The sequence below is a fragment of the Pseudomonas sp. GW821-FHT02A11 genome, from assembly GCF_059421985.1.
In genome coordinates, this window is the sequence record NZ_JBWKWB010000014.1 from 1 (window position 1) to 25,553 (window position 25,553).

Consider the following 25,553-nt stretch of genomic DNA (forward strand, 5'->3'; position numbering starts at 1 on the left):
GGCCTGAGTCCGGTGCAGTTTCGAACCCAGGCCATGAGCCTCTAGCGCTTTTTGTCCAACTTTTGGGGGTCAGTTCAGTCCTTGCTCCTGGTTTGGCCCTCGTTCCTCGGGTTCCCTCCACTCCGGCGATACTCCGTGGGCCCGCGCTGAACGGACATCCATGTCCTAGCAGCGCTCTCGCGGCATCCCTGCCGCTCGGCCCACTACGCATCGCCCGCGTTCGGCCTGCACCCAAGTCGCGATTGGTGGTGTCTGGACTATCGCGTATGAAGATCAAAAGCCGAATCAACGGCCTGGAATTTGCGCGCTTTTCTGTAACAGTCCGGCTTGCCGGCGGCAGCGATCTTTCGGACGCCACCGCCGGCAAGCCGGACTGCTACAGGGGTATTGTGCATGCCCCGAGATGTGGGTCTGACGCTTTACCTGTAGGAGCAGTCGGAGGTTACGACGGTCTGGGCCGCATCCGGACGAAGCGGTGGGTCAGACAAAACATTTGTGTCTGAAAGTCCGCCTTCGCGGCCGTCGTAACCTCCGACTGCTCCTACAAGGGATCGGGTTGAGATCAAGATCAGCGTTCGCTTTTGATCTTGATCTTCGTACGCGACAGATCAGACGCCGCAAAACGCGACTTGGGTGCAGGCCGAACGCAGGTGGCGCTCCGTGGGCCGAGCGGCATGGATGCCGCGAGAGCCGCCCCCGGCCATGGATGGCCGATGGCGGCAGGCCCACGGAGCGTCGCCGGAGCTGAGGGAACCCGACGAAGGAGGGCCCAACCAGGAGCCAGGACACTTGGTTACTTGGTGTCTTTTCAAGTAACTCGCCGAAGGCGAAACGCTTCTGCCGTTAGGCAGCAGCCCAGCAATAGACCAGATAACCCGGCCATTACAGGCTCACAGCAAATCGCAGAAAAACATCACCCCATATCCCACTGCCGAACCCTGACCCGACAATGCTTCATCGCATTGACAATATGCTTCTCAACCACACTGCGAGAAATCCCCAGCCGCTCGGCGATTTGCGGATGCGACAACCCCTCGATCTTGCGCAACATGAAGCACTCGCGACACAACGCCGGCAGCTCGGCCAACGCCCGCTGCATCATCTCCAGACGCTGGCCATGATCCAGGGTCGCCTGCGGTGAAGGGATAAAGAGCTGCTCCTGCTGATCCACCGCCTCAAGCGGCTCGGTCTGACGAATGACATTGCGTCGGTGATCGTCGATGACCAGATTCAGCGCCGTGCGATAGAGGAACGCCCGAGGCTGTTCGATCGGCGTGTCGCTGGCGCGCTCCAGCACCCGCAGATACGTGTCATGCACCACATCTTCGGCAACCTCTCGATTGCCCAGCCGGGCGTTGATGAAGCACACCAGCTCGCGATAGTAGTTTTCCAAAATGACTCCCGGTCACTGATCCTGCGCCTGTCCATGAGCCGCTCGTGACACGTGATTGTTCGGTAGAGGCACGATGATGGCAGTTCAAGCGCGGTAATTTATAATAATTCTCATCCGTAGTTAAGATCTGTCGGTCAGGCGAAGGCAAAATTTTGTAACGCAACGCCCCCTCATTCGCCGCTAAATTTCCATGCAGGGCCTTCGTTTAACGGGGAGTCCCCAAGCTTTGTCGGTTTTCCGGCAGGCCGTGCGCGCAGCCCTGTGGCTGGACGGCGCCAACCGGGGCGACTTTCAACGGCCGGAACCCTGCATGAAACGTCCCCGTAAACCCCGACGCGCCCTGCTCGCCTTACTCATTCTGATCCCCGTCGCCGCCCTCGCCGCCTGGCAGTTCATGCCGCCGGGGCGCGACCAGTTCGCCACCGTGCAGGTCAGCCGGGGCGATATCGAAAGCAGCGTGACCGCCCTGGGCACGCTGCAGCCGCGCCGTTACGTAGATGTCGGCGCCCAGGCGTCCGGGCAGATCCGCAAGATTCACGTTGAGGTGGGAGACGAGGTCAAGGAAGGCCAGTTGCTGGTGGAAATTGACCCGTCGACCCAGCAGGCCAAGCTCGACGGCAGCCGTTTTGCCATCGATAACCTCAAGGCGCAGTTGCAGGAACAGCGCGCCCTGCACGACCTCGCCCAGCAAAAATATTCACGCCAGCAACATCTGGCCAAAGGCGGCGCCACGCGCGAAGAAGACGTGCAGGGCGCCGAGGCCGAGCTGCGCACCACCCAGGCGCGCATCGACATGTTCCAGGCGCAGATCCGTCAGGCCCAGGCCAGCCTGCGCAGCGACGAAGCCGAGCTGGGTTACACCCGAATTTTTGCGCCGATGACCGGCACCGTGGTGGCGCTGGACGCTCGTGAGGGCCAGACCCTCAACGCTCAGCAGCAGACGCCGCTGATCATGCGCATTGCCAGGCTGTCGCCGATGACCGTCTGGGCCGAGGTGTCCGAAGCCGACATTGGCCATGTCAAACCGGGCATGACCGCCTATTTCACCACCCTGAGCGGCGGCAACCGGCGCTGGAGCAGCACGGTGCGTCAGGTGCTGCCGGTGCCGCCCAAACCGCTGGAGCAGACCAGCCAGGCCGGCGGCAGCCCCAGCAGCGTCAACAAAAGCGGCAGCGGGCGCGTGGTGCTGTACACCGTGCTGCTGGACGTCAACAACGCCGACCACAGCCTGATGGCAGAAATGACCGCCCAGGTGTTTTTCGTCAACAGCGAAGTCAAGGACGTGCTCACCGCCCCCATCGCTGCACTGCATGGCGAAAACGGCAGCGACCAGCCGACCGTACGCGTGGTGGCAAAAAATGGCGAGATCGAGTCACGGCAGATTCGCGTCGGCGTCAGCGACCGACAGAAAACCCAGGTGCTCGAGGGCCTGTCCGAAGGCGATTACCTGCTGATCGGCCCGGCCAATGGCAGCGGGGGTTGAATGAACACGCCCCTGATTGCCCTGCAGGACATCCGCAAATCCTATGGCGGCGGCGACAGCCCCACGGTCGACGTGCTGCGCGGCGTCAGCCTGTCGATTCACGCAGGAGAATTCGTCGCCATCGTCGGCGCTTCGGGGTCCGGTAAATCGACGCTGATGAACATCCTCGGCTGCCTGGATCGCCCCACTTGCGGCAGCTACCGCTTTGCTGGCGAGGACGTCGCGCATCTGGGCAGCGATGAACTGGCCTGGCTGCGCCGCGAGGCGTTTGGCTTCGTGTTCCAGGGCTATCACTTGATCCCTTCCGGCTCGGCTCAGGAAAACGTCGAGATGCCGGCCATTTACGCCGGTATTCCCGCTGAGCAACGTCATGCCCGCGCCGCCGCCCTGCTGCAGCGCCTGGGTCTGGCCGAGCGCACCGGCAACCGTCCGCACCAGTTGTCCGGCGGCCAGCAACAGCGCGTGTCGATTGCCCGCGCGTTGATGAACGGCGGCCACATCATCCTCGCCGACGAACCCACCGGTGCTCTCGACAGCCACAGCGGCGCCGAGGTCATGACCCTGCTCGACGAGCTGGCCAGCCAGGGCCATGTGGTGATTCTGATCACCCATGACCGCAACGTCGCGGCGCGAGCCAAACGCATCATCGAGGTGAGCGACGGCCTGATCCTCAGCGACAGCGCCCAGGGCAACCCGCACACGCAGCACACCGACAACCCCAAAGCGCTGAATGCCGACGACCTGCGTCAGCGCCTCAACGAAGGCAGCCTTCACAGCGGCGCATGGAAAGGCGAGCTGCTCGACGCGGTAAAAGCGGCGTGGCGGGTGATGTGGATCAATCGCTTCCGCACCGCCCTGACCCTGCTGGGCATCATCATCGGCGTGGCGTCGGTGGTGGTCATGCTGGCGGTGGGTGAAGGCAGCAAGCGTCAAGTCATGGCGCAGATGGGCGCGTTCGGCTCCAACATCATTTTTCTCAACGGTACGGCGCCCAATCCGCGCGCGCCCCAAGGCATCGTCAGCTTGAGCGACGTGGCCGCGCTGTCGACACTGCCGCAGGTGAACCGGATCATGCCGCTGATCGGCGACTACGCGACGATCCGGTCGGGCAGCAACGACTACAAGGTGTACGTCGGCGGGGCCAACACGCTGTTTCCGAGCATCTTCAACTGGCCGCTGTCCCAAGGCGCGTTTTTCACCCGCAGCGACGAAGAAACCGCCGCCTCGGTGGCGGTGATCGGCGACAAGGTGCGTGAGAAGTTCTTCAGCAACCGCGACCCCGTCGGCCAGTACATCCTCATCGAGAACGTGCCGTTTCAGGTGATCGGCGTGCTCGCCGCCAAGGGCGCCAGCTCAGGGGAAAAGGACAGCGACGTACGGGTGATGATCCCCTACTCCTCGGCCAGCATCCGCCTGTTCGGCACCCATGACCCGGAATACGTGGTGATCGCCGCCAACGACTCGCGCAACGTCAAGGAGACCGAGCAGGCCATCAACGAGCTGATGCTCAAGCTGCACCACGGCAAGCACGATTACGAGCTGACCAACAACGCGGCGATGATTCAAGCCGAGGCCAAGACCCAGAACACCCTGTCATTGATGCTCGGCGCCATTGCCGCGATCTCGTTGCTGGTGGGCGGTATCGGCGTGATGAACATCATGCTCATGACCGTGCGCGAACGCACCCGCGAGATCGGTATCCGCATGGCCACTGGTGCCCGTCAGCGCGACATCCTGCGGCAGTTTCTCACCGAGGCCGTGCTGCTTTCGGTGGTCGGCGGGCTGACCGGCATCGTCCTGGCCATGGCCGTTGGCGGCGCCTTGCTGGTCGCTCAGGTGGCGGTGGCCTTTTCCCTGCCGGCGGTGCTCGGCGCCTTTGCCTGCGCGCTGGTCACCGGTGTCGTCTTCGGCTTCATGCCGGCCCGCAAAGCTGCCCGGCTCGACCCGGTCACGGCCCTTACCAGTGAATGATTCTTTGATGAAACCAGCCCTTTCCCTGCTCACCGCCTGCCTGTTGCTCGCCGCCTGCAACTCGCCCGCCCCACGCCCCGACAGCGGCGTCGTCGCCCCGGCGGCGTGGCAATCGGCAGGCGCCGCACAAACGCTTCAAGACAACCGCCAGTGGTGGAGGCGCTTTGCCGATCCACAACTGGACGCGCTGATCGAACAGGCGCGACAAGACAGCTTCGACCTGGCCGCAGCCGTCGCGCGGGTCAAACAGGCACGGGCCGCCGTGACCGTCGCCGCAGGCCCGCTGTTGCCCGAGCTCAAGGCCTCCGGCAACGCCAGCCGCGAAAAACTGCTGCGCGGCAATGGCTACACACAACTGGACACCGACAGCGACAACAAGGCCGTGGATTATTTCGACGCCAGCCTGAGCGCGACCTACGAAGTGGATTTCTGGGGCGGTCGTGCGGCCGCCTACGACAGCGCGAGGGAAAGCCTGCGAGCATCGGAATTCGATCGCGCCACGGTGGAGCTGACCCTGCTCAGCGCGGTTGCCAGCAACTACGTGCAGGTGCTGGCCTTGCAGGAGCAGGGGCAGATCGCCGAGCTGAACCTGACCAACGCCCGCCATGTGCTGGAACTGGTACAGACCCGCTTCGACGCAGGCTCAGCCACCGCGCTGGAACTGGCGCAGCAAAAAAGCCTGGTGGCCAGCCAGCAGCGTCAGGTGCCGCTGATTCGTCAGCAGGCCCAGGACGCGTTGATCGGCCTGGCGCTGTTACTGGGTCAGCCAGTGCAGCAAGTCAAGCTCAACCGCGCAGGCTTCGACCGCCTGCACTGGCCAGCGATCGGCAGTGGCGTGCCCAGCGACCTGCTCAGCCGCCGCCCGGACATCGCCCGCGCCGAAGCGCAACTGGCAGCCGCCCAGGCCGATGTCAAAGTCGCCCGGGCAGCGATGCTGCCGACCCTGACCCTGAGCGCCAACATAGGCTCCGGCGCCGACACGGCCAGCGACATCCTGCGCAGCCCGTTCTATACCCTCACTGCCGGCCTGGTGGGGCCGATCTTCAATAACGGTCGCCTGAGCGCGGAACGAGATCGCGCCAGCGCCCGTCAGGAAGAGCTGCTGAGCACCTACCGCGGCGCCATCGTCAACGGCTTCGCCGACGTCGAAAAAGCCCTCAACGGCATCGATGGCATTGACCAGCAACGCCAATGGCAAGACGAAGAATTGCAACAGGCTCAACGCGCCTTCGATATTGCCGAAAGCCGCTACCGCGCGGGCGCCGAAGACTTGCTCACCGTGCTGGAAACCCAACGCACGCTCTACGCCGCCCAAGACCTGAATGTCCAGCTGCGATTGGCGCGGCTTCAGGCCAGCGTGGCGCTGTACAAGGCGCTGGGGGGCGGGTGGCAGGCCGATTGAGCTACCCCTTGCGAATGTCCCACCTTCAAGGACGCAACGTCCCGTTTCGAGAATCGGTTTGACCGCTTTCGAATGCCTGCGATGTTTCACAAAGTCTTCACAATCGATCTGAAAAACTCCGCGCCATCCTCGTTCTTCATCAACCCGACCGCCGCTTCTGGCAGGTCAGTCTGACGTGTGCGTCGCAGGGATAGCCGACAGACAAGCCGCGTGCAGACCCGTTTCGGTAGTGCTTTATATGGAAATGCGTTCAAAGCTGCGCCCTGTCACCTCCACTCGCCTGGTCATGCTGTTTTCCCTGTGCCTGGTGGTGTTCTACAACCTTGCCACCTGGCACGCGCTGGTCGGTCTGACGCAGTTGCAGGGCATCAAGGCGGCGGCTTTTTATGCGTCCTTCGCACTCTTTCTATGGGCGGCGATTACCCTGCTGCTAACGCCCCTGTCGTTCCGCCCGACCCTCAAACCGGTACTGAGTCTGGTCGCGCTGTGTTCGGCCGCCGCGGCGTATTTCATGAACACTTACGGCATCACCATCGACACGGTGATGATGCAGAACGTGCTGGAAACCAACCCTGGCGAGGCCGAGGCGCTGCTCAGCGGCAAGCTGTTCCTGTACATGGGCCTGCTGGGCGCTGTGCCGATTGCGTTGATCTGGCTGATCCCGGTCACCTACCGCCGCGTGTTGCCCGGCCTGGTGAACAAGGTGCTGGTGTGCATCGGCTGCGTGCTGGTGATCGCCGCCTCCGTCGGCCCGTTCTACTCGACTTACGCGCCGATCTTTCGCGACGAAGACAAGCTGACCCACTTCATCAACCCGACCAACTACATCTACGCCATCGGCAAGCTGACCAAGCAGACCGTGGCGATCAAGGAAACGGTCAAGATCCAGACCGTGGGCGCCGATTCGGTGCTCAGCCCTGAAGCCCAGGCGCGGCCGAAGAAAAGCCTGATGATATTCGTGGTCGGTGAAACCGCGCGCGCCGACCACCTCTCGCTCAACGGCTACGCCCGGGAAACCAACCCGCAACTGAAGCAGCAGGACATTCTCAACTTCACGCACGTAGCCTCCTGTGGCACCTCGACCGCCGTGTCGGTGCCGTGCATGTTCTCCAAATTCCCGCGCACCGATTACACCGACAAGAAAGGCAAAACCTACGAAGGCCTGCTGGACATGCTGCAGCGTGCCGGGCTCAAGGTGGTGTGGCTCGACAACAACAGTGACTGCAAGGGCACCTGCCTGCGCGTGCCCCACAGCGATATCCCGAAAACCCAGCCAAGCCCCTTCTGCGACGGCCAGAATTGCCTGGACGAATCACTGCTGTTCGGCCTACAGGAATACATCGACTCGCTCAAGGACAACGCCATCATCGTCCTGCACTCCGACGGCAGCCATGGTCCCGAATACTACGACCGCTACCCGAAAACCATGGAGCGCTTCACCCCGGTCTGCCACACCAACCAGTTGGGCAGTTGCACCTCCGATGAGCTGAAGAACGTCTACGACAACACCCTCCTCTACACCGACCACTTCCTGACGCAGACCATCGAACTGCTCAAGCGCAATCAGGACAAGGTCGATACCTCGATGATCTACGTCTCGGACCATGGCGAGTCTTTGGGTGAAAACGGCATCTACCTGCACGCCGCGCCCTACGCCATCGCGCCGAGTGCGCAGACCCACGTGCCGATGGTGATGTGGTTCGGCAACGCGACCCTGGAAGATGCGAGCATCGATCGCAGCTGTCTGGCCGCCAAGCAAGACCAGCCGGACCTGAGCCATGACTACCTGTTCCATTCGGTGCTAGGCTTGCTCGGCGTCAACACCACCGAATACCAGCCGGCTCTGGACATTTTCCACAGCTGCAAACACAGCAAAGGATGACTGACATGCCCCACCAGAACCCGGTAAGCCCTCCAGCGACTCCGGTGTTCTGGCGGGACGCGCAGTTGCCCTTCATTGAAGCCCGCTCCATCGCCGACGGACGCAAGGTCTGTTATTCGCGGCACTCCCATGACGTGTTTTCCATCGGCGCGATCACCTCCGGGCAAAGCACCTACGTGCACGAAAAAACCCGCCAGACCATCGGCACCGGCACGGTCGTGCTGATGAACCCTGGCGACGTGCACGCCTGTAACCCCATCGACGATCAGCCCTGGTCGTACATCATGTTTTACATCGACGCGCAGTGGCTGGGGCGTGTGCAACAAGCTTGTGGTGTGGCAGGTTTCCAGGCGATTGCGGCCATTTCCAGCCGTGATCCCGAGCTGTTCGCCGGCTTGCTGGAACTGCATCGGACCTTGATCGAACCGACGCTGGAATCACTGGCAAAACACGAAGCGGCCATCGCGTTTTTCACCCTGATGCAGCAGCGTCTGGGCGGTTTTGACGCGCCGTTGAAGAAGGCCAACCTCAAGGTCGAGCGAGCAGCGCAGTACGTCAATGAACACTTCCTGCAGGCGATTCGGCTGGAGGACATCTGTCAAGCGGCGAACCTGTCTGAGGCCTACCTGATTCGCGCGTTCGAGCAGCATTACCACATGACGCCCCACGCCTACCTGATTAACCGGCGCATCCAGCATGCCCAGGCGCAGTTGCGCGAAGGCGAAGCGATCGCTGACATCGCTCAGCAAAGTGGCTTTGCCGATCAGGCGCATTTCCAGCGGGTGTTCAAAAAGCTCCTCGCCGCAACGCCCGGCCAGTATCGCCAGTAGTCAGACGTACAGCAGCGACACCGCACACCCCGCCAGCAGCGCTGCCATGCTGCGGTTGAACGTGCGAATGCGCTGCGGGCTGCGCAGCCACGGCCCCAAAAACGCCCCGGCGTAGGCCCAGCAGCCCACCGACAAATAGCAGACGACGAAGTAAATCAACGCGAACAGGCCGATCAGCCGCGCCTCGCCATCGGCCACGAACGCCCCCATCCCGGCCACCGCCGCCAGCCATGCTTTGGGGTTGAGCCACTGCATCGCCGCGCCGCGCCAGAACGACGGCCGCTGCGCGGGTGTGTCGAGGTTCAAGCGGCCGTCGTCCATGGCGAGCTTGCAGGCGAGATAAATCAGAAACGCCATGCCCGCCCAGCGAATCAGATCCGTCAGCACCGGATGGCGCTGCAAGACTTCGTGCAGGCCGAATCCGGTGAAGATCAGCAGCACGACAAAGCCCAGGGTGGCACCCATCACATGCCGCAGGCTGGCCCCCAGGCCGAACTGCGCGCCGCAACTGAGCGCCACCACGTTCACCGGCCCCGGAGAAATCGACGCCGCCAGCGCGAACGCCGCCATGGAAATCATCAGGTTCATTACCGCCCAACTCCACTCAATGAATGAGTGGCGACCTTAAGCGGCGGGGGTTGTTTGGGTATTGAAGAAAACTGACCAGTCTGATTCAGAGGCGCACGCGGGTTTGCTGTTGATTCTGGCCGCAGGCCGCAGGAGACGTCGGGGTCGCGCCGACCGCACAGCGGCAGTAAATCCTCTGCACGCGACCTGCCTCACACAACGTGGTCGTCTGGTTATGCTGGCGCTTCGCGCCAGATCGCGAGCAAGCTTGCTCCTGCGCCTTTGGCAGAAGCGCGATCGCGGTGTTCAGGTGGATTCGGTTCAATCACTCGCCTGGGACAACGGCCGCGCCACGTCTTCCAACGACTTGCGCTCCGAGGCCACGCCCCAGATCGCCTGCACGACGGCGGCCAGCAACATCAACGCCGCGCCCACCAGATAACCCATGAACACCGGGCCGCGCTGGTGGCTGTCGATCAACTCGCCAAACAAGGTGGGCCCGATGATCCCGCCCAGCGCCGTGCCAAAGGCGTAGAACACCGCAATGGCCAGTGCGCGAATCTCCAGCGGAAAGGTTTCGGCCACGGTGAGGTACGCCGAGCTGGCCGCCGCCGAGGCGAAGAAAAAGATGATCATCCAGGCGATGGCCTGTTGGGTCACGCTGAGCACCCCCTGCTCGAACAGGTAGCCGCTGATGCTCAGCAGTACTGCAGATATCGCGTAGGTCAGGCTGATCATCACCCGACGCCCGATCACGTCGAACAGCCTGCCCAGCAACAGCGGCCCGCAAAAATTCCCCAAGGCCAGCGGCAGCACGTACCAGCCGATCGACGCCGACGGCACGCCGTAAAACTCAGTGAGCACCAGCGCGTAGGTAAAGAAGATCGCATTGTAGAAAAACGCCTGGGCGGTCAGCAGCGTCAGGCCCACCAGCGCCCGCCGGCGATACGTGTTGAACAAGGTGTCGAAGATTTCCCGCAGCGGCGTGTGGTCTCGCGCGTGCAGGCGCAGCATTTTACCTTCAGGCTCGGCCAGTACATGGCCCTGCTGGCGCAGGCGCTCTTCGATATTTTCGACAATCACCCGAGCCTCGTCGGCCTGCCCGTGAATCAGCAACCAGCGAGGGCTTTCCGGCAGCCACAGGCGCATCAGCAGAATCACCAGCCCCAACACCGCGCCGATGCCAAAACACAGGCGCCAGCCCAGGTCGCCACCGATCCAGCCGGGGTCCAGCAAGATGATCGAGCCGCCCGCGCCCAGCGCCGCGCCAATCCAGAAGGTGCCATTGATGGTCAGGTCGACCCAGCCGCGAAAACGCGCCGGGGTGAATTCCTGAATGGTCGAATTGATCGCCGTGTATTCGCCACCGATGCCCATGCCGGTGAGAAAGCGAAACAGCATGAAACTCCACAGGCTGAAGGAAAACGCGGTAGCCGCTGTCGCGCTGATGTACAGCGCCAGGGTAATGAAGAACAGCTTGCGCCGTCCCAACCGGTCAGTGAGCCAGCCGAAGAACAAGGCCCCCATCACCGCGCCGCAAATGTAAGCGCCCCCGGCCAGGCCGATGTCAGCGTTGCTCAGGTGCAGCACCGGGCTTTCCTTCAACGCACCTGATACGGAGCCCGCCAAGGTGACTTCCAGCCCGTCGAGCAGCCAGGTGATGCCCAGCGCGAACACCAACAACGTGTGAAACCGACCCCACGGCAAGCGGTCCAGCCGGGCCGGAAGATCGGTCTCCAAGAGCCTGCCCTTGCTCTGCTCAACGTCCTGCGCTGTCGTTTGAATGCCTGCGGTGGTCATGTCCGCTCCCTGCCCACAGATCGGCGTGATCTGTGGGTTGAGAGTGGGCGACGGCACGGGAGTTCACCCCATCGACGCGCTGCGCCTGTACGGTCGCGTGGCCCAGTGCGCCCACTACGCCACGTACGATCGCCTCCACCTCTGCTTCATCGATGATCAACGGCGGCAGCAGACGGATCGTCTGGCCGCGGGTGACGTTGATCAGCACGCCATACTCCTGGGCTGCGTTCAGGCACAGGTCGCGGATCGGCCGACTCAACTCGATGCCGATCATCAGGCCCACGCCGCGCACCTGCAGGACGTCCGGATGCCCGGCCAGTTCGTCACGCAGGCGCATCAATAAGCGCTCGCCTTGACCTGCGGCGTTGTTCAGCAGGCTCTGTTGCTCAACGATATCCAGCACCGTGCAACCCACGCGACAGGCCAGCGGATTGCCGCCGAAGGTGCTGCCATGACTGCCGGGGGTGAACAGCCGGGCCACGGCCGTCGACGCCAGACATGCGCCAATCGGGACGCCATTGCCCAGCGCCTTGGCCAGGGTCATGACGTCCGGAACGATAGCTTCGTGCTGAAACGCGAACCACTTGCCGGTGCGCCCGATGCCGGTCTGAATCTCGTCGAGCATCATCAGCCAGCCGTTATGACTGCAATGAGCACGCACGGCCTTGAGGTAACCCGGCGGCGGCAGCAGCACCCCGCCCTCGCCCTGAACCGGTTCGAGCATGACCGCGACGATGCGCTCGCCGTACACCCGCGTGGCCTGGCGGATGGCGTCCATGTCGCCAAAGGCCACCTTGATGAAATCCCCCGACAGCGGCTGATAGCCCAGGCGCACGCTGCCGTTGTCGCTGGCCGACAGCGTACCCAGCGTGCGGCCGTGAAAGGCGTTGTCCATGACCAGCACCAGCGGGTGTTCGATGCCCTTGGCCCAACCGTACAGGCGCGCCAGCTTGAGCGCGGTTTCGTTGGCTTCGGCGCCTGAATTGTTGAAGAACACCTGTTCCAGCCCCGACAACCGGGTGAGCCTGGCGGCCAGGCGCTGTTGCCAGTCGATGCGGTAATGGTTGGAGGTGTGCAGCAACAGCCCGGCCTGCTCGGTGACGGCCATTACGATTGCTGGATGGCTGTGACCGACATTGGTCACCGCCACGCCCGCCACGGCATCCAGATAATGACGCCCGGTGTCGTCCCAAAGGCGCGCGCCCTGGCCTCTGACAAAGCTCAGGGGCAGCGGTTTGTAGGTATTCATCAGGCTGGCGGCGGTCATGGCCTTGGCTCCATCACGTTGGGATGAGGCCAGTATCGTTAGCCCGCTTTGCTGTATAAAGATGGCTTTCCTTGAGTGACTTTTAAGCAGGGCTTGATAATGGACGTCTTTCAGGCGATGACCGTGTTCGTCAAAGTGGTGGAAAGCGGCAGCATGACCGCTGCCGCCCGGCAGTGTGAAATGTCCACCACCATGGTGGGCAATCACCTCAAGGCGCTGGAGCAACGCCTGGGCGTGAGCCTGCTGCAACGTACGACCCGTCGCCAGAACCTGACAGAATTCGGCGTGCAGTATTACCGCCGCTGTGTCGAAGTGCTGGGGCTGGTCAGCGATTCGGAACGCATGGCCGAGCACGCGCAGACGCAGCCAAGCGGGACTTTGCGCATCACTGCGCCACCGGCCTTCGGCGCCGAGCGCCTGTCGCCGATGCTCAGCGATTTCACGCAGCGTTACCCGGATCTGAAGGTCGAGGTGGTGCTGAGCAATCAGCTGATGGACTTGATCGAGTATGGCTTCGATGCCGCGATCCGCCTGGGTCACCCCGAATCCTCGGGATTGATCGCCCGCCCCTTGCAGGACTACACCCTGACCATCTGCGCCTCGCAGGATTACCTCACACGTCGCGGCACGCCGATGACCGCCGAGGATCTGCGCGATCACCACTGCCTGGCGTTCGCTTACCCCGCAGGCGACGACTGGCGCGCCGCGGACAAGCTGTGGAAGCTTACGGGGCCCGAAGGCGTGATGGAAATACCGGTGTCCGGCCCGATGATCGTCAACAGTTCACCGGCGTTGCGCCAGGCGGCCCTGTCTGGCATGGGTGTGGCGATGTTGCCGGATGTGCTGATCAGCGAAGACTTGAAGGCCGGCACCCTGGTGCCGTTGCTGCAGGCGTATCAGCCACCGAGCCGCCCGATGTGGCTGATGTACCCGCAAGACCGCTATCGCCTGCCCAAGGTCAGGCATTTTGTGGAGCGCGCGCTGGCGGAGTGGGGCAAGTAGTCTGCAGATGCTGGCTGCGTCACCCTGTGGGAGCGAATTCATTCGCGAAAAATCGCACATACGATGGATATGTGCTGGGTGTACCAGCCTCTCGCGAATGAATTCGCTTCCACAGGAGAACTGCGGTGCATGCACTAATTTGCCACCGCAATCAGATCCATCTCCACCGTCGCATTCTTCGGCAACTGATACACCCCCACCGAGCTGCGGGTGTGGGCCCCGGCTTCGCCAAACACGAAAAACAGCAGCTCGGAGGCGCCATCGGCCACTTCGCTCTGCTGGGTGAAGGTGTCGGTGCATTGCACGAACAAGGTCATGCGCAGCACGCGCCTGACCTTGTCCAGGCTGCCCAGACTGCGCTGCAGCAAGGCGATGGCGCGCAGGGCGCTGATCTTCGCGCCCAACTGGGCCTGTTCCAGCGTGACATCGCTGCCCGCACGACCGGTCACCACCACAGTGTCGCCCACCCGGGGAATCTGCCCACTGATGTACAGCTGATCCTCATGGCGCACCAGCGGCGCGTAGTTGCCGCCAATCTTGATCTCGCCATCGAAGTCATAGCCCAACTGCTCACACGCCTGTTTGAAGCGAAGATCGCACGACATTGCCAGCCCCTGTTGTTGAAAAAGACGACGATATCAGCACGGCAGGCCCGCGATTTCAACGCTTCGCGCACGCCGCCGCGAGTTCCGCAAACCCCAATTGATAGCAGGCATGTCGGGTATCGACAGACAGAAATAGTGCGCAGACCCCGGCCCCCGTAGAGTCATCTGAACCCTAATCACATGAGTCGAGGTTGGAAATGTCACGCGCCATCAAATTTCATCGCTTCGGCAAAGCCGATGTACTCAGTTGCGAGGAGCAGCCTGACCGCCTACCCGGTCCACAGGAAGTGCTGGTTCGTGCCGAGGCCATCGGCATCAGCTGGGACGATGTGTTGTGGCGCCAGAACCTGGCCCTGGCTCCCGTGCAACTGCCCGCCGGGATCGGCAGCGAAATGGCCGGTATCGTCGAGGCCGTGGGCTGCGAGGTGACTGACCTCGCCGTAGGCGACAAGGTGGCCAGCTTCAAGGCCATGAGCGCCAACGACTACCCGGTCTGTGGCGACCACGTGCTGGTACCGCGCAACGCCCTGACCTGCTATCCGCACGTATTGACGGCGGTGGAGGCCTGCGTGCATTACACGCCCATGCTGCTGGCGTATTTCGCCTTGGTTGACCTGGCACGGGTGCAGGCCGGCCAGACCGTGCTGATCACCGACGCCGCCTACAGCCCGGGTATCGCGTTCGTCCAACTGGGCAAGGCGCTGGGCCTGCACGTGATTGCGGCGACGCAACACGCCGAGGATCGCGAATACCTGCTGGCCAACGGGGCCGAACGGGTGATCGTGACCGAGCAAGACGACATCTGCCTGCGCATCGCCGCCCTGACCAAAGGCCAGGGCATCGAAGCGGTGTTCGACGGTTTCGGCGGTCGACAGCTGGCCTTGCTCGGCGACGTATTGGCCCCACGCGGCAGCCTGGTGCTGTATGGCCTGCGCGGCGGCAACACCACGCCGTTCCCGGCCATGCAGGCGTTCCGCAAGAACATGCGCTTCTTCGTGCACTGCCTGGAGAACTTCACCGGCAAGCCGGAGCTGGGCATCGAGCAAGACGCCGCGGCGATGAAACGCGCGCTGGATGCGATCAATGAGCTGACCGTCAAAGGCCTGCTCAAACCGGACATTCATCGCACTTGGCCGTTCGAGCAGTTCGGCAAGGCGCACAACCATCTGGACGACGATCCGGTGCGGGGCCGCGTGGTGTTGCGGGTGCGTTGAGGTTGCGCCGAAAAATATCAGGTAACGGTTAACCGAGCCCGCCCCGGTTGACCGCAGGCCCGAGAAAGACAAACCTGTTCAACGATTTCCAGGGCAAGGACCTGCCCGGGCGCGCTCACCCTTGAGCCGCCTTCACCCCGTCAAGGACCGACAACATGACGACCTTTCAGAGCAATACCCATTCCCCCGCTCATCTGCAGTGGATGGCCGAAACACCGGACATCCAGCACCTGCGCATCGATGAACTGATCCTCCCGGGCACTCACAACTCGGGCAGCGACAAACAATCGCCCAATCTGGGCCTGCCTCAAGAATTCGCACAAGACCAATCGCCGCTGGAGCAACTGCGCCATGGCGTGCGCGTGCTCGACCTGCGTGTCACCCTCAAGGACGACTACCCGGAAGGCGATCCCAGCCGCTTTCAGCTGTTTCACCTGACGTCTTCAGGCCGAACCGTCGCCGAGGACATCATCGATGCCGTGCGAGCGTTTTTCGCAGAGTTGGAAAGCTCGGGGCAGACCGCTCGCGAGATCGTCATCCTCGATTTTCATCAGTTCGAAAACTTCACCGACCTGGCCCATCGGCAGCTGCAGGCGATGGTTTTCAATGAAATCGGCGGCCGGATCCTTCCTTACGCCATGAGCGCATGGACGCTGGAGCAGATCTGGGCTCACGCACCCGGCCGCAATGTGGTGGTCGCCTACAACAGCGACGCCGTGTTCGACGAAGGCTGGGAGGGCGTCACCCAGCGCTGGCCGGGGGAGAACCTGTTCAATACCAATACCCTGAAGACCTTTGTCGACCAGGTGGCGGGGGAATACAAGGATGCGCAGCAACTGCGCGCCGTGCAGTGCGCCAAATACTCGCTGCCCTTCCATGCGCCGACCGACCTGAGCCACAAGGTCGATGAGTGGTTTGAATCGGTCGACGAGAACAGCTACATCCAGAACTTCCACATCATCAACACGGACTGGACCCTGCGCAGCAACCTGGTCGGCAACTGTCGGCATGCCAACGCCATTCGCGGGGCACGCAAACTGAGCCACCCCAACGAAAACCTGCAGCCGACATTGCGCTGATTCAGCAGCGCGTGATCAAGCCCTGACGGGCGATGCGGGTGAGGTGGCGAATCACTTCATCCGCGCGCGCGGCGCAGGGCGCTTGAACGACGGCCAGGTCGAACTGGTCGTTGCCAAAACGATCAAGGGATTCATCGACACCGGCGAACTGAATCAGAAAGGCATGGGGGCCGTTCTGGCGACGGGGCCTGCCGTCCAGATACCGCAACAGCGTCGGTTGATGGGCACCGGCCAGGAGGATTTTCGGGTTGCGACGACCGGATGGGCTGGCAAGAGGTGCCAGACGAACGAAAGGACGGGGGCTGGGTGTGCTGCTCATAGTGGTTACTCTGCCTCAACGTTCCGCTGGGCAGCGGTGAGAGGCGACACCGAACCAGCGCTTTAGCGGTATTTCGGTGACGTGCTGGACGACACACGGCGCCCCGCAAGTAGCTGTTTAAATCGGCGCATGCGGCATCCTAGAGAAGCCGCGGGTGAATTGTCAATTGACGAGCACCTGTCCGGGCGACGCGATTCATGCGCCTCATGCCATCGTCCCCACAATGGAAACAATGAGTCTCTGATTGAACCAATTGTTCCGCACTCGATTAGCCCGTACCTTCATCCTCAATCCAGCCACATCGGTGCGCCCACAATGGCACATCAGTGCAAGGTTGTTCCCCTTCCCCACCCCTACTGTGGTGACTGACATCCGTGAGGCGAATCACATGAGCTCATCTCCAATCATCTGGGGCCGCGCGAGCAGTTTCTGGGTGGCCGCCGCCGTCGTCGTCCATACCCTCTGGACCAGCGCCGCCCCGGCCATGATGTACCCGCTTTACGCCCATCAATGGCAACTGACGCCCACCGTTACCACACTGATCTTCGCGGTGTTTCCGGTGTTCGTGGTGGCGACGCTGATCGCGCTGGGCGACCTCTCCGACTACATCGGCCGACGCGCCGCGATGCTGATGGGACTCTCGGCCTCGTTGATCGGCGTGTTGCTGTTTGCCGTTGCGCCAAACGTCATCTGGCTGTTGATCGGCCGGGCTTTCATGGGCATCGGCGTGGGTCTGTCGGCTGGCCCTTCGGCTGCCGCGGTGGTGGAGTTCAGCGCACCGGGCAAGGCCAAACTCGCCGGCGCGATCACCACGGCCGCTCAGGCATTCGGGCTGGCGGCGGCGCTGATTCTCGGCGGCGGGCTGATTCAATACGCACCCTTCCCCACTCGCCTGAGCTTCTGGGTGCTGATCATCGTGCTGATCGCCACGCTCTACGGCGTCTGGCATCTGCCCCGCCACACCAAGGCCGAGAGCAAAAAGCGCTGGACCCTGAAACTGCCCAACATCCACCCGCCGCTGCGCCGTACGTTTCTGGTCTCGGTAAGTGCGGTGCTCAGCGCCTATTCGGTGGGCGCGACCATGCTGTCTCTGGGTTCGCAGATCGCCCACGACCTGATCGGCTCCAGCAACGCGCTGGTCAACGGCGGAGCGATTTCGCTGTTCGCCATCGTGCTGGGGTTCACTGGCATCGTCGCCAAACGCTTCACCTCAAAGCTGTCGATCATCGCCGGGGCGAGCTTCTCCATTGTCAGCCTGTTACTGCTGATGCTGGCCACCGCGACCCACGCGCTGCCGGTGTTCCTGCTCTCAAGCGCAGCCAGCGGCGCGGGTTACAGCCTGCTGTTCATGGGCGGCCTGAACCTGATCAACGCCCACGCGCCCATGCACCACCGCGCCGGGACCCTGTCAGCGCTGTTTCTGGTGGCGTACCTGATGCAAGGGGTGGTGGCGATGCTGCTGGGTCGTGCCGCAACCGCCTGGGGGCTGGATCTGGCCATCAACGTAGGCTCGCTGGCACTGGCGGGACTGAGCCTGGGTGCCATGCTGTTGGCGATCTACGTGCGCCAGCCCCAGGACAACCTGAAGACCCCGACGCCCGGCGAGCCGCCTGCGGCCTGACACCGACTTTCGAGCAGGATCTGACATGCACACCATCCACCGTTCCATGGCCCCGGCCCTCAGCTTCAACGGCGGCTTCGTCGACACCCTCGGCTTTCTCGCCCTGCAGGGCCTGTTCACCGCCCACGTGACCGGCAACTTCGTGACCCTGGGGGTCAGCATCGTGCATGGCACCTCGGGGGCGCTGGCCAAACTGCTGGCCTTGCCGGTGTTTGCCATCGTGGTCGGGCTGACCCACATCGCCGCCGTGGCGATCAACCGACGCGGGCTTGTGCCGCTGCGTCCGCTGCTGATCCTGCACACGATGCTGCTGGCACTGTTTGGCGTGCTGGCCATTGTGCTTGGCCCATTCAACGACGGCGACAGCGCAGCGGCGCTGATCACCGGCATGACCGGCGTTGCCGCCATGGCGATTCAGAACGCGATCTCACGCCAACACCTCAAGGGCGCGCCGCCGACGACGCTGATGACCGGCAACGTCACCCAGGGCGCAATCGATGTGTTCGCGCTGATCGGCCTGCGTGACGTGCAAGAACGCGCGGCCATCCGTGGGCGCCTCAAGCCGATCGGCCTGAATCTCTTGGGCTTTACCGCCGGCTGTATCGGCGCTGCGCTGTTGTACCTGGCCATCGGCCTGTGGTGTCTGGCGCTGCCGGTGCTGGTAGCAGGCTGGACGTGTGCGCGCACCTTCGGCAGCAACGACAGCATCAACTGACCTTCGGTTGCAGGCCAGGTCACTCCTCGCCCTGCACCTCGAAGGAATAGCGGTTGCGGCCAGCGCTCTTGGCTTGGTACATCGCGTGATCGGCATGCTGGATCAGCGTGCCGATGTCATTGCCATCGCGCGGAAACAGGCTGACGCCCATGCTCGCGTGGATCTGCACGCGATGCCCGTCGATGAACAGCGGCAACTGGAAGCACTGGTGCAGCTTTTCCAGCAAGCCGACGATCTTCTGCGGGTCTTTGACGTCGTTGAAGCAGATGACGAATTCATCGCCGCCCAGACGCGCCACGCAGTCGGCCCCCTCGCTGGCCGAGGTCAGCAGCTTGGCCACCGCCTGCAGTACCTGATCACCGAAGCGATGGCCATACTGGTCGTTCATTTCCTTGAAATGATCCAGGTCCACAAACAACAAGGCCATCTTCTGACCCCTCTCCCTCGCCGTGACCAGGGCCTGCTCCAGCACTTCAAAACACATGCGCCGGTTCGGCAGTTCGGTCAGTGGGTCATGCCGCGCCAAGTGTTCGAACGCCGCACGGCTGCTGGTCAGGTCGGCGAGCTGGGTGAGAATTTCCTGTTTCATCGACTGAAAACGTCGGGCCAGCAGGCCCAATTCATCCTCGCGAGGCGACAGTTCGCTGACCTTGCGTTCGCGAGAAAACAGCTCCACGGCATCGGTCATGCTGCGCAAAGGCCGGATCAACGCGCGGGAAGCGATGACCGCCGCCAGCAATGCCAGGGCGCTGAACAGCAGGGCGATCTGCAGGATGTTGGTGCCTGCCCGCGACGCCTGGGCCAGCACATGACTCTGCGGCTGGCCCAGCCCCAGCACCACGAAAGGCTCAGACCCGTCGCTGTGTGACAAACGCACGAACGCCGCCACCAGGCGGTCCTGCTGGCCCTGTTCGACACTGCGGCTGATCAGTGCGCTGGGGCCCTTCTCTGCCAGCAGCCGCGAGACCTCGGGGAATTCGTCCTGCAGGAACAGCCGGCGCCCCTGATCGAAGCCAAAGGTGCGGCGGTGATCCGGATGCACCAGCAGATCGCCCCAGCGATTGCTCAGGTAGACCTGATATTCCCTCGGCAGATCGCCTTGCAGTTGGCTGAATAGCTGATCCAGGTCAACGTTGACCACCAGCAGCGCGAAGACCTTGCCCGAGGGGTCGGCAACCGGCGTCGAGACATGCAGCGTCGGCTTGCCCAGCCCCGAGTGCGCGCCCTGCTCATGGTTGATGACGATCGGCGAGATGCGCACCTCGCCCGGCTTGAGCCGCAATGTTTCGAACACATAGGCGTAGTGGGCCTTCTCCTGCAGGTCGGCGCCCTCGACCCTGACGATGTTCGGGCCGTCGCGGTCTTCGCGCACCAGTTCAAGGCCGTAATCGGTAGCGCTGATCAGGCGGATCTGCATGTAGTCGGGGTGCGCCAGCAGCATCGCGCGGAACGACTCGGCCAGATTGCTCTGCACGACATTGCGCTTTTCTGCGTCCTCGATGTCACCCAGGTCATGGACCTGCGGGCCGTTGGTCAGCACCGCGGCATCCAGCGAGATGTTGCGCAGGCTGGCGTGCAGATTGCGCCCCAGCACTTGCACCGAGGTCAGCAGGTCGCGCTCGGCGGCGCGCAGGAGCATTTCCCGGCTGCTGTTGTAGGTGTAGTAACCGGCAAGCCCGACGGGCAGCATGCCAAATAGCGCCATTAGGCAACCAAGCTTGAACGCGATGCCAAACCTCATCGCGCTTCTCCCAGGGGCGGGCGTTCGCCGGACACAATGCGCTGCCAAAGGGCGGCGCGGCGCGCGTCATCTTCCACGGGACGCAGCCAGATCAAGCGGTTCGACGGGCTGGCATCGGCGGGCTCCTGCAGGGTGTTGGACAAATCCTGGCGCTCGGTGATCGCCCGGCTGACCTCGGGCTCGAGCATGTAGTTGATCCACGCCGCCGCCAGTGACGGATTACGGGCACCCTTGCTGATGGCCCAGCAATCGAGCCAGGCCAACGCACCTTCGCGCGGCACCACATAACCGACATCGGCGCCGGCCTCGCGCAATTGCTTGAGCTGCTGGCGCCCATAGTTGGCGAAAATCAGCGCCGCCGAATGGCTGCGAAACAGTTCGGCGGCTTCTTCGGGCAGTGAGTAAAAGGTCAGGACGTTGCGGCGCAAGGCGATCAGCTTGGCTGTGACCTTGGGGAAATCGCCGGGCCGGATGCGAAACGGATCGCCGCCCAGCGCCAGGCTTGCCAGGGAAAAATTATGGTTGCTGGTGTTAAACGCCAGCACGCGCCCCTGAAAACGTGCATCCCACATGCTCTCAATGGACTCCGGCGGCTGGCTGAATTGCTTGCGATCGTAGATCAGCCCCATGTCGGACCACACGTAAGGCACAGCGTACAGTTGGCCTGCGACGACGATATCGGGCAAACGCGAATAATCGCGAAAGCGCGGGAGCTGACGTGCGGTATTGGCGATGTGCTCAGGCTGCAGCGGCTGCAACAGGCCCTGACTGGCATAATTATGAATTTCCGCGGTGTTCGCCGCGATGACGTCGAAATCGCCACCCTGGTTTTCCGCCAGTTTGCTGCGCAGCACTTCATCACTGCCGACCAGCGTGACTTCAACCTTGACCTTGTTGCGCTTCTCGAAAACGCTCACCAGATCGCTGTCCGCATACCCTGGCCAAGCCAGCACACGCAGTGTCTGCTCGGCGCCGTGGGCCTGCAAAGTGGCAAAGAAGGCGCAGCAAACGAACCAAATTGGGCACAGGGGTTTCATGGACAATGCCCAGGGACAGGAATCACATCGCCACTATACAGATGGCGATGTGCCCTTGCTCGGCAACCTCGTTTCGGCTGCGATACCTCCGGTCGGAAACGTCGCCTGCGTCACACCCTCTCATTCGAGTAGACTCCCGGCCCTGATCATCAAGGAGTGTTGAATCATGCAGATATCCCCTGCCATCCCGTTGCTGCGCATCTTTTCGGAAGAACACGCCAAGGCGTTCTACGTGGAGTTCCTGGGCTTCAGCATCGAATGGGAACACCGCTTCGCCGACGATTTGCCACTGTACGCCCAAGCTCGCCGAGGCGACCTGCTGATCCACCTCACCGGCCACCACGGCGACGCCAGCCCCGGCTCGACGGTATTCGTGCCGGTGATCGGCATCGAAACGCTGTGTGAAGAGCTCAACGCCAAGCGCTACACACATGCGCATCCGGGCATTGAAGAACAGGGCTGGGGCAAAGTAATGGAAATCGCCGATCCGTTCGGCAATCGCATCCGCTTTTGTGAGCTTTCGCCGGATTGATTTCTGCGCCTGACTCTCGCTTATGATTCTGGCCGGAGGGCAGAAACGGGATCAGAGTTGCCCATGCGGCTTCGGGCGCAAGCAAGATCGGCGAAAGGAATCGGATCGTTCGTTGTCACTACTTCAACGATCCGGTTCAAGGAGCCCCTCCATGAAACACTCCACCGCCAGCTGCCTCTGCGGCGACGTGCGCATCACGACCACTGGCCAGCCCTACCGCGTCGGCCTCTGCCACTGCCTGGACTGCCGCAAACACCACGGCGCATTGTTCGGCGCGTCGGCGATTTTTCCTCAGGATGCAGTGACCATCGAAGGCGAAACCCACAGCTACGCGGGGCGGCATTTCTGCCCTCGCTGCGGCTCATCAGTATTTGGCCGCAGCGAAGACGAAATCGAGGTGCATCTCGGCGCACTGGACGCTCCCGATCAATTCAAGCCCACCTACGAGCTGTGGACCGTGCGCCGTGAGTCGTGGCTGCCAGCCTTCCCTCTGGTTCGCCATTACGCCCACGACCGTGAGCGCTCGCAGCGTTCCGAAGACTAGCCGTGGCGCTCACTTGACCAGGCGTTTTTCCTTCGAAGGCCGGTAGCCAAAGTACGAGCTGTAGCACTTGCTGAAATGGCTGGGCGAGACGAATCCGCAGGCCACCAGCACTTCGACTTGGGACAGTTCGGTGTGCTGCAGCAGGCGCCGCGCTTCGGTGATACGCAGTTCCAGGTAATAACGCTGCGGCGTGGTGCCCAGTTGCTCCTTGAACAAGCGCTCGATCTGCCGTCGCGAGCGACCGGCATAGACGGCCAGTTGCTCCATTTCCAGCGGTTCTTCGAGGTTGGCGTCCATGAGCTTGACGACTTCTTTTAGGGGCGCGCTGACGGTGATGTGGCGGCTGGGCTTGATGCGTCGGTAACGCGACTCTTCGAAAGAAAGGATGTCCTCGATGCCTTCGACCAGCGCTTTGTCGTGCAGCGCTTTGATCCACTCCAGCGCCATGTGGAACGCGCCCGACGGGCTTGACGAGGTGAGTCGCCCACGATCGACCACAAAGGGTTCGCTGGTGACGTGAGTGACTTTGGAAATCTCCGCCAGGGCCGGGCGATGCTCTGGGTGGATCGCGCAGCGGTAGCCTTCCAGCAGCCCCGCCGCACCCAGGAACCACGCGCCGTTCCACAATCCGGCCAGGGTCAAGCCCAGTTCGGAGGCGGTGATCAGCAGGTCGATCAACGCCTCGCTGGCTTTGAGCTCGGTGCGATAGCCGCCGCAGATAACCAGCAGGTCGAGGTTTTTCAGTGCAGGCAACTCAAGCTTGCCATCAGGGCGAATCACCAGGCCCAGGTCGCTGACGACCTCACCCTCCTGCAGGCCGAAGGTGCGCGAGGTGAACAGCTTCGGGCGCAACAGGTTGGCGGTGACGATGGTGTCCAGCACTTGGGTGAAGGCTGGCAGGGAAAAATGTTCGAGCAGCAGAAACCCTGCCCGGGTGGTAGCACTGGGGGCGTTTTTATTCTCGTCCAGGTAACGAAGGTTCTTGCCCTTCATGCCCCCACTGAACTCTCGTCTTTCGCTCAACGTCTGCCTCGGTACTGAAAAAGGCAGCTCCGCACGCCTTTGTCTACATCGCTCGGAGCTGCTTACACTGCAACGCCCTGCCCCCTACGCCAGCTGAAAGCCATGGGCGAGCGGGTCTCGGTCGTCGAGGAAAATGGTGTTGTGGCCGGTCACCTGGGCCCAGCCGGTGATGCTGGGTTTCATGCCGTCGAAGTCGCCGGCCTTGGTACTGGCCTTGACTTTGCCCTCGTAGAGAGTACCGATCAAACTCTCGCGCCGGTAGGAATGAATTCGCTCCCACAGGTAAGGCGTTCACCTTCACCTGTTGCCGTTCATGGACAAAAAAAACGCCTCTTCAAAGAGGCGTTTTTTCAGAACACAAAGCGCGTATCAACGCTCCAGCAAAATCCGCAGCATGCGGCGCAGCGGCTCGGCGGCGCCCCACAGCAACTGGTCACCCACGGTAAACGCACCCAGATACTGCGACCCCATGTTCAGCTTGCGCAGACGCCCCACCGGAATGTTCAACGTGCCGGTCACCGACGTCGGGCTCAGTTCCTGGATGCTGGCCTCACGGTTGTTCGGCACCAGCTTCACCCATGGGTTGTGCTGGCTGATCATGCCTTCGATATCCGCGATCGGCACATCCTTGTTGAGCTTGATGGTCAGCGCCTGGCTGTGGCACCGCATCGCGCCGATGCGCACGCAGATGCCGTCGACCGGGATCGGGCTCTTGAAGCGACCCAGGATCTTGTTGGTCTCTGCCTGGCCTTTCCACTCTTCACGGCTCTGACCGTTCGGCAGTTCCTTGTCAATCCACGGGATCAGGCTGCCGGCCAAAGGCACACCGAAGTTCTCGGTCGGGAAGCTGTCGCTGCGCATGGCCTCGGCCACTTTGCGGTCGATGTCCAGGATCGCGCTGGCCGGGTTGGCCAGTTCGTCCGAAACCGAGGCGTTGATCGCGCCCATCTGCTTGATCAGTTCACGCATGTTCTGCGCGCCGGCACCGGAGGCCGCCTGATACGTCATGACGTTCATCCACTCGACCAGACCGGCCTCGAACAGACCGCCCAGGCCCATCAGCATCAGGCTGACGGTGCAGTTGCCGCCGATGAAGTTCCGGGTGCCGGTGTCCAGCTGCTGGTCGATGACCTTGCGGTTGACCGGGTCCAGGACGATGACCGCGTCGTCCTGCATACGCAGGGCCGAGGCCGCATCGATCCAGTAGCCCTGCCAGCCCGCTTCGCGCAGCTTGGGGAACACCTCGTTGGTGTAGTCGCCGCCCTGGCAGGTCAGTACCACGTCAAGGGTCTTGAGCTCGTCGATGCTGTAGGCATCTTTCAACGGCGCAATGTCCTTGCCCACCGACGGGCCTTGTCCGCCGACGTTGGAGGTGGTGAAAAATACCGGCTCAATGAGATCGAAATCCTGCTCTTCCAGCATGCGCTGCATGAGCACGGAACCAACCATACCGCGCCAACCGACCAGACCTACACGTTTCATCGCAACTACACCTTAATTAAAAGTGGGGCCCCTCTTGCGCAGAG

The 25,553-nt window shown here is 62.5% G+C and carries 21 protein-coding genes and 2 pseudogenes; 12 read left to right on the plus strand and 11 right to left on the minus strand.

All coding sequences use genetic code 11. The features are described from left to right. Positions 1-913: 913 nt before the first annotated feature. Positions 914-1,396 (minus strand): sigma-70 family RNA polymerase sigma factor, encoded by a 483-nt coding sequence (locus AC07V9_RS18945; protein WP_495017301.1) that lies wholly within the window; start codon positions 1,394-1,396, stop codon positions 914-916. A 307-nt stretch (positions 1,397-1,703) separates the two neighbouring features. On the opposite strand from AC07V9_RS18945, the gene AC07V9_RS18950 reads away from it, so the two are divergent. The 5 genes from AC07V9_RS18950 (at position 1,704) to AC07V9_RS18970 (ending at position 8,961) form a co-directional block, all read left to right on the plus strand. Further along, on the plus strand, positions 1,704-2,876 hold the full coding sequence (locus AC07V9_RS18950) for an efflux RND transporter periplasmic adaptor subunit (RefSeq protein ID WP_495017186.1): 1,173 nt from the start codon (positions 1,704-1,706) through the stop codon (positions 2,874-2,876). Then, positions 2,877-4,847, plus strand: coding sequence for a MacB family efflux pump subunit (locus AC07V9_RS18955; RefSeq protein ID WP_495017187.1), 1,971 nt, complete (start codon positions 2,877-2,879; stop codon positions 4,845-4,847). It begins immediately after the preceding gene. A 7-nt stretch (positions 4,848-4,854) separates the two neighbouring features. Continuing rightward, positions 4,855-6,249: an efflux transporter outer membrane subunit gene (locus AC07V9_RS18960; protein ID WP_495017188.1), complete on the plus strand. Its 1,395-nt coding sequence runs from the start codon at positions 4,855-4,857 to the stop codon at positions 6,247-6,249. Positions 6,250-6,487: 238 nt separating this feature from the next. Next, positions 6,488-8,131 (plus strand): phosphoethanolamine transferase, encoded by a 1,644-nt coding sequence (locus AC07V9_RS18965; RefSeq protein ID WP_495017189.1) that lies wholly within the window; start codon positions 6,488-6,490, stop codon positions 8,129-8,131. Positions 8,132-8,136: 5 nt separating this feature from the next. Then, positions 8,137-8,961 (plus strand): AraC family transcriptional regulator, encoded by an 825-nt coding sequence (locus AC07V9_RS18970; protein WP_495017190.1) that lies wholly within the window; start codon positions 8,137-8,139, stop codon positions 8,959-8,961. Here AC07V9_RS18970 and AC07V9_RS18975 read toward each other — a convergent pair whose 3' ends face one another. The 3 genes and pseudogenes from AC07V9_RS18975 to AC07V9_RS18985 all read right to left on the minus strand — a co-directional run. Further along, positions 8,962-9,549 (minus strand): LysE family translocator, encoded by a 588-nt coding sequence (locus AC07V9_RS18975; protein ID WP_495017191.1) that lies wholly within the window; start codon positions 9,547-9,549, stop codon positions 8,962-8,964. A gap of 300 nt (positions 9,550-9,849) precedes the next feature. After that, positions 9,850-11,328: an MFS transporter gene (locus AC07V9_RS18980; RefSeq protein WP_495017192.1), complete on the minus strand. Its 1,479-nt coding sequence runs from the start codon at positions 11,326-11,328 to the stop codon at positions 9,850-9,852. 115 nt (positions 11,329-11,443) lie between these two features. Next, a pseudogene (locus AC07V9_RS18985) lies at positions 11,444-12,595 on the minus strand (aspartate aminotransferase family protein); the annotation flags it as partial. Between the two features lie 99 nt (positions 12,596-12,694). Here AC07V9_RS18985 and AC07V9_RS18990 point away from each other — a divergent pair. Then, a complete protein-coding gene (locus tag AC07V9_RS18990; protein ID WP_495017193.1) occupies positions 12,695-13,597 on the plus strand; it encodes a LysR family transcriptional regulator in 903 nt (300 codons plus the stop codon). Positions 13,598-13,731: 134 nt separating this feature from the next. On the opposite strand, the gene AC07V9_RS18995 is transcribed toward AC07V9_RS18990, so the two are convergent. Further along, positions 13,732-14,202 carry a RidA family protein gene (locus tag AC07V9_RS18995; RefSeq protein ID WP_495017194.1) on the minus strand — a complete coding sequence of 157 codons (471 nt, stop codon included), beginning with the start codon at positions 14,200-14,202 and terminating at the stop codon, positions 13,732-13,734. A 197-nt stretch (positions 14,203-14,399) separates the two neighbouring features. Between AC07V9_RS18995 and AC07V9_RS19000 the strand changes: the two genes are divergently transcribed. Then, positions 14,400-15,416, plus strand: coding sequence for a zinc-dependent alcohol dehydrogenase family protein (locus AC07V9_RS19000; RefSeq protein WP_495017195.1), 1,017 nt, complete (start codon positions 14,400-14,402; stop codon positions 15,414-15,416). Positions 15,417-15,571: 155 nt separating this feature from the next. Then, positions 15,572-16,495: a PI-PLC domain-containing protein gene (locus tag AC07V9_RS19005; RefSeq protein WP_495017196.1), complete on the plus strand. Its 924-nt coding sequence runs from the start codon at positions 15,572-15,574 to the stop codon at positions 16,493-16,495. A gap of 1 nt (position 16,496) precedes the next feature. On the opposite strand, the gene AC07V9_RS19010 is transcribed toward AC07V9_RS19005, so the two are convergent. Beyond that, entirely contained in the window at positions 16,497-16,814 is a 318-nt protein-coding gene (locus AC07V9_RS19010; protein WP_495017197.1) for a class I SAM-dependent methyltransferase, read from the minus strand. 388 nt (positions 16,815-17,202) lie between these two features. Between AC07V9_RS19010 and AC07V9_RS19015 the strand changes: the two genes are divergently transcribed. Together AC07V9_RS19015 and AC07V9_RS19020 are read left to right on the plus strand one after the other, a co-directional pair. Beyond that, positions 17,203-18,435, plus strand: coding sequence for an MFS transporter (locus AC07V9_RS19015; protein WP_495017198.1), 1,233 nt, complete (start codon positions 17,203-17,205; stop codon positions 18,433-18,435). Between the two features lie 25 nt (positions 18,436-18,460). Continuing rightward, on the plus strand, positions 18,461-19,150 hold the full coding sequence (locus tag AC07V9_RS19020; protein WP_495017199.1) for a YoaK family protein: 690 nt from the start codon (positions 18,461-18,463) through the stop codon (positions 19,148-19,150). A 19-nt stretch (positions 19,151-19,169) separates the two neighbouring features. Here AC07V9_RS19020 and AC07V9_RS19025 read toward each other — a convergent pair whose 3' ends face one another. Both AC07V9_RS19025 and AC07V9_RS19030 read right to left on the minus strand, forming a co-directional pair. Then, positions 19,170-20,891: a diguanylate cyclase domain-containing protein gene (locus tag AC07V9_RS19025; protein ID WP_495017200.1), complete on the minus strand. Its 1,722-nt coding sequence runs from the start codon at positions 20,889-20,891 to the stop codon at positions 19,170-19,172. Next, positions 20,888-21,928, minus strand: coding sequence for an ABC transporter substrate-binding protein (locus AC07V9_RS19030; RefSeq protein ID WP_495017201.1), 1,041 nt, complete (start codon positions 21,926-21,928; stop codon positions 20,888-20,890). The genes AC07V9_RS19025 and AC07V9_RS19030 overlap by 4 nt, the downstream gene beginning before the upstream one ends. A gap of 166 nt (positions 21,929-22,094) precedes the next feature. On the opposite strand from AC07V9_RS19030, the gene AC07V9_RS19035 reads away from it, so the two are divergent. Continuing rightward, positions 22,095-22,460 (plus strand): glyoxalase superfamily protein, encoded by a 366-nt coding sequence (locus AC07V9_RS19035; RefSeq protein WP_495017202.1) that lies wholly within the window; start codon positions 22,095-22,097, stop codon positions 22,458-22,460. Between the two features lie 151 nt (positions 22,461-22,611). Next, the gene (locus AC07V9_RS19040; protein ID WP_495017203.1) at positions 22,612-23,004 is read left to right on the plus strand and encodes a GFA family protein; all 393 of its coding nucleotides are present in this window, start codon (positions 22,612-22,614) and stop codon (positions 23,002-23,004) included. A gap of 9 nt (positions 23,005-23,013) precedes the next feature. On the opposite strand, the gene AC07V9_RS19045 is transcribed toward AC07V9_RS19040, so the two are convergent. The 3 genes and pseudogenes from AC07V9_RS19045 to asd form a co-directional block, all read right to left on the minus strand. Beyond that, positions 23,014-24,027, minus strand: a complete 1,014-nt coding sequence (locus AC07V9_RS19045; protein ID WP_495017204.1) for a GlxA family transcriptional regulator — start codon at positions 24,025-24,027, stop codon at positions 23,014-23,016. Between the two features lie 84 nt (positions 24,028-24,111). Continuing rightward, a pseudogene (locus tag AC07V9_RS19050) lies at positions 24,112-24,285 on the minus strand (proline racemase family protein); the annotation flags it as partial. A gap of 111 nt (positions 24,286-24,396) precedes the next feature. Then, a complete protein-coding gene (asd, locus tag AC07V9_RS19055; protein ID WP_495017205.1) occupies positions 24,397-25,509 on the minus strand; it encodes an aspartate-semialdehyde dehydrogenase in 1,113 nt (370 codons plus the stop codon). Between the last annotated feature and the right edge of the window lie 44 nt (positions 25,510-25,553).

What these genes read in the sequence shown, in the direction of transcription:
- AC07V9_RS19000 (WP_495017195.1), top strand. Translation starts at nt 14,400, where the DNA reads ATGTCACGCGCCATCAAATTTCATCGCTTCGGCAAAGCCGATGTACTC.
- AC07V9_RS18980 (WP_495017192.1), bottom strand. Translation starts at nt 11,328, where the DNA reads ATGACCACCGCAGGCATTCAAACGACAGCGCAGGACGTTGAGCAGAGC.
- AC07V9_RS18955 (WP_495017187.1), top strand. Translation starts at nt 2,877, where the DNA reads ATGAACACGCCCCTGATTGCCCTGCAGGACATCCGCAAATCCTATGGC.
- AC07V9_RS18970 (WP_495017190.1), top strand. Translation starts at nt 8,137, where the DNA reads ATGCCCCACCAGAACCCGGTAAGCCCTCCAGCGACTCCGGTGTTCTGG.
- AC07V9_RS19025 (WP_495017200.1), bottom strand. Translation starts at nt 20,891, where the DNA reads ATGAGGTTTGGCATCGCGTTCAAGCTTGGTTGCCTAATGGCGCTATTT.
- AC07V9_RS19005 (WP_495017196.1), top strand. Translation starts at nt 15,572, where the DNA reads ATGACGACCTTTCAGAGCAATACCCATTCCCCCGCTCATCTGCAGTGG.
- asd (WP_495017205.1), bottom strand. Translation starts at nt 25,509, where the DNA reads ATGAAACGTGTAGGTCTGGTCGGTTGGCGCGGTATGGTTGGTTCCGTG.
- AC07V9_RS18990 (WP_495017193.1), top strand. Translation starts at nt 12,695, where the DNA reads ATGGACGTCTTTCAGGCGATGACCGTGTTCGTCAAAGTGGTGGAAAGC.
- AC07V9_RS19010 (WP_495017197.1), bottom strand. Translation starts at nt 16,814, where the DNA reads ATGAGCAGCACACCCAGCCCCCGTCCTTTCGTTCGTCTGGCACCTCTT.
- AC07V9_RS19040 (WP_495017203.1), top strand. Translation starts at nt 22,612, where the DNA reads ATGAAACACTCCACCGCCAGCTGCCTCTGCGGCGACGTGCGCATCACG.
- AC07V9_RS19015 (WP_495017198.1), top strand. Translation starts at nt 17,203, where the DNA reads ATGAGCTCATCTCCAATCATCTGGGGCCGCGCGAGCAGTTTCTGGGTG.
- AC07V9_RS18975 (WP_495017191.1), bottom strand. Translation starts at nt 9,549, where the DNA reads ATGAACCTGATGATTTCCATGGCGGCGTTCGCGCTGGCGGCGTCGATT.
- AC07V9_RS19020 (WP_495017199.1), top strand. Translation starts at nt 18,461, where the DNA reads ATGCACACCATCCACCGTTCCATGGCCCCGGCCCTCAGCTTCAACGGC.
- AC07V9_RS19030 (WP_495017201.1), bottom strand. Translation starts at nt 21,928, where the DNA reads ATGAAACCCCTGTGCCCAATTTGGTTCGTTTGCTGCGCCTTCTTTGCC.
- AC07V9_RS18965 (WP_495017189.1), top strand. Translation starts at nt 6,488, where the DNA reads ATGGAAATGCGTTCAAAGCTGCGCCCTGTCACCTCCACTCGCCTGGTC.
- AC07V9_RS18960 (WP_495017188.1), top strand. Translation starts at nt 4,855, where the DNA reads ATGAAACCAGCCCTTTCCCTGCTCACCGCCTGCCTGTTGCTCGCCGCC.
- AC07V9_RS19035 (WP_495017202.1), top strand. Translation starts at nt 22,095, where the DNA reads ATGCAGATATCCCCTGCCATCCCGTTGCTGCGCATCTTTTCGGAAGAA.
- AC07V9_RS18950 (WP_495017186.1), top strand. Translation starts at nt 1,704, where the DNA reads ATGAAACGTCCCCGTAAACCCCGACGCGCCCTGCTCGCCTTACTCATT.
- AC07V9_RS18995 (WP_495017194.1), bottom strand. Translation starts at nt 14,202, where the DNA reads ATGTCGTGCGATCTTCGCTTCAAACAGGCGTGTGAGCAGTTGGGCTAT.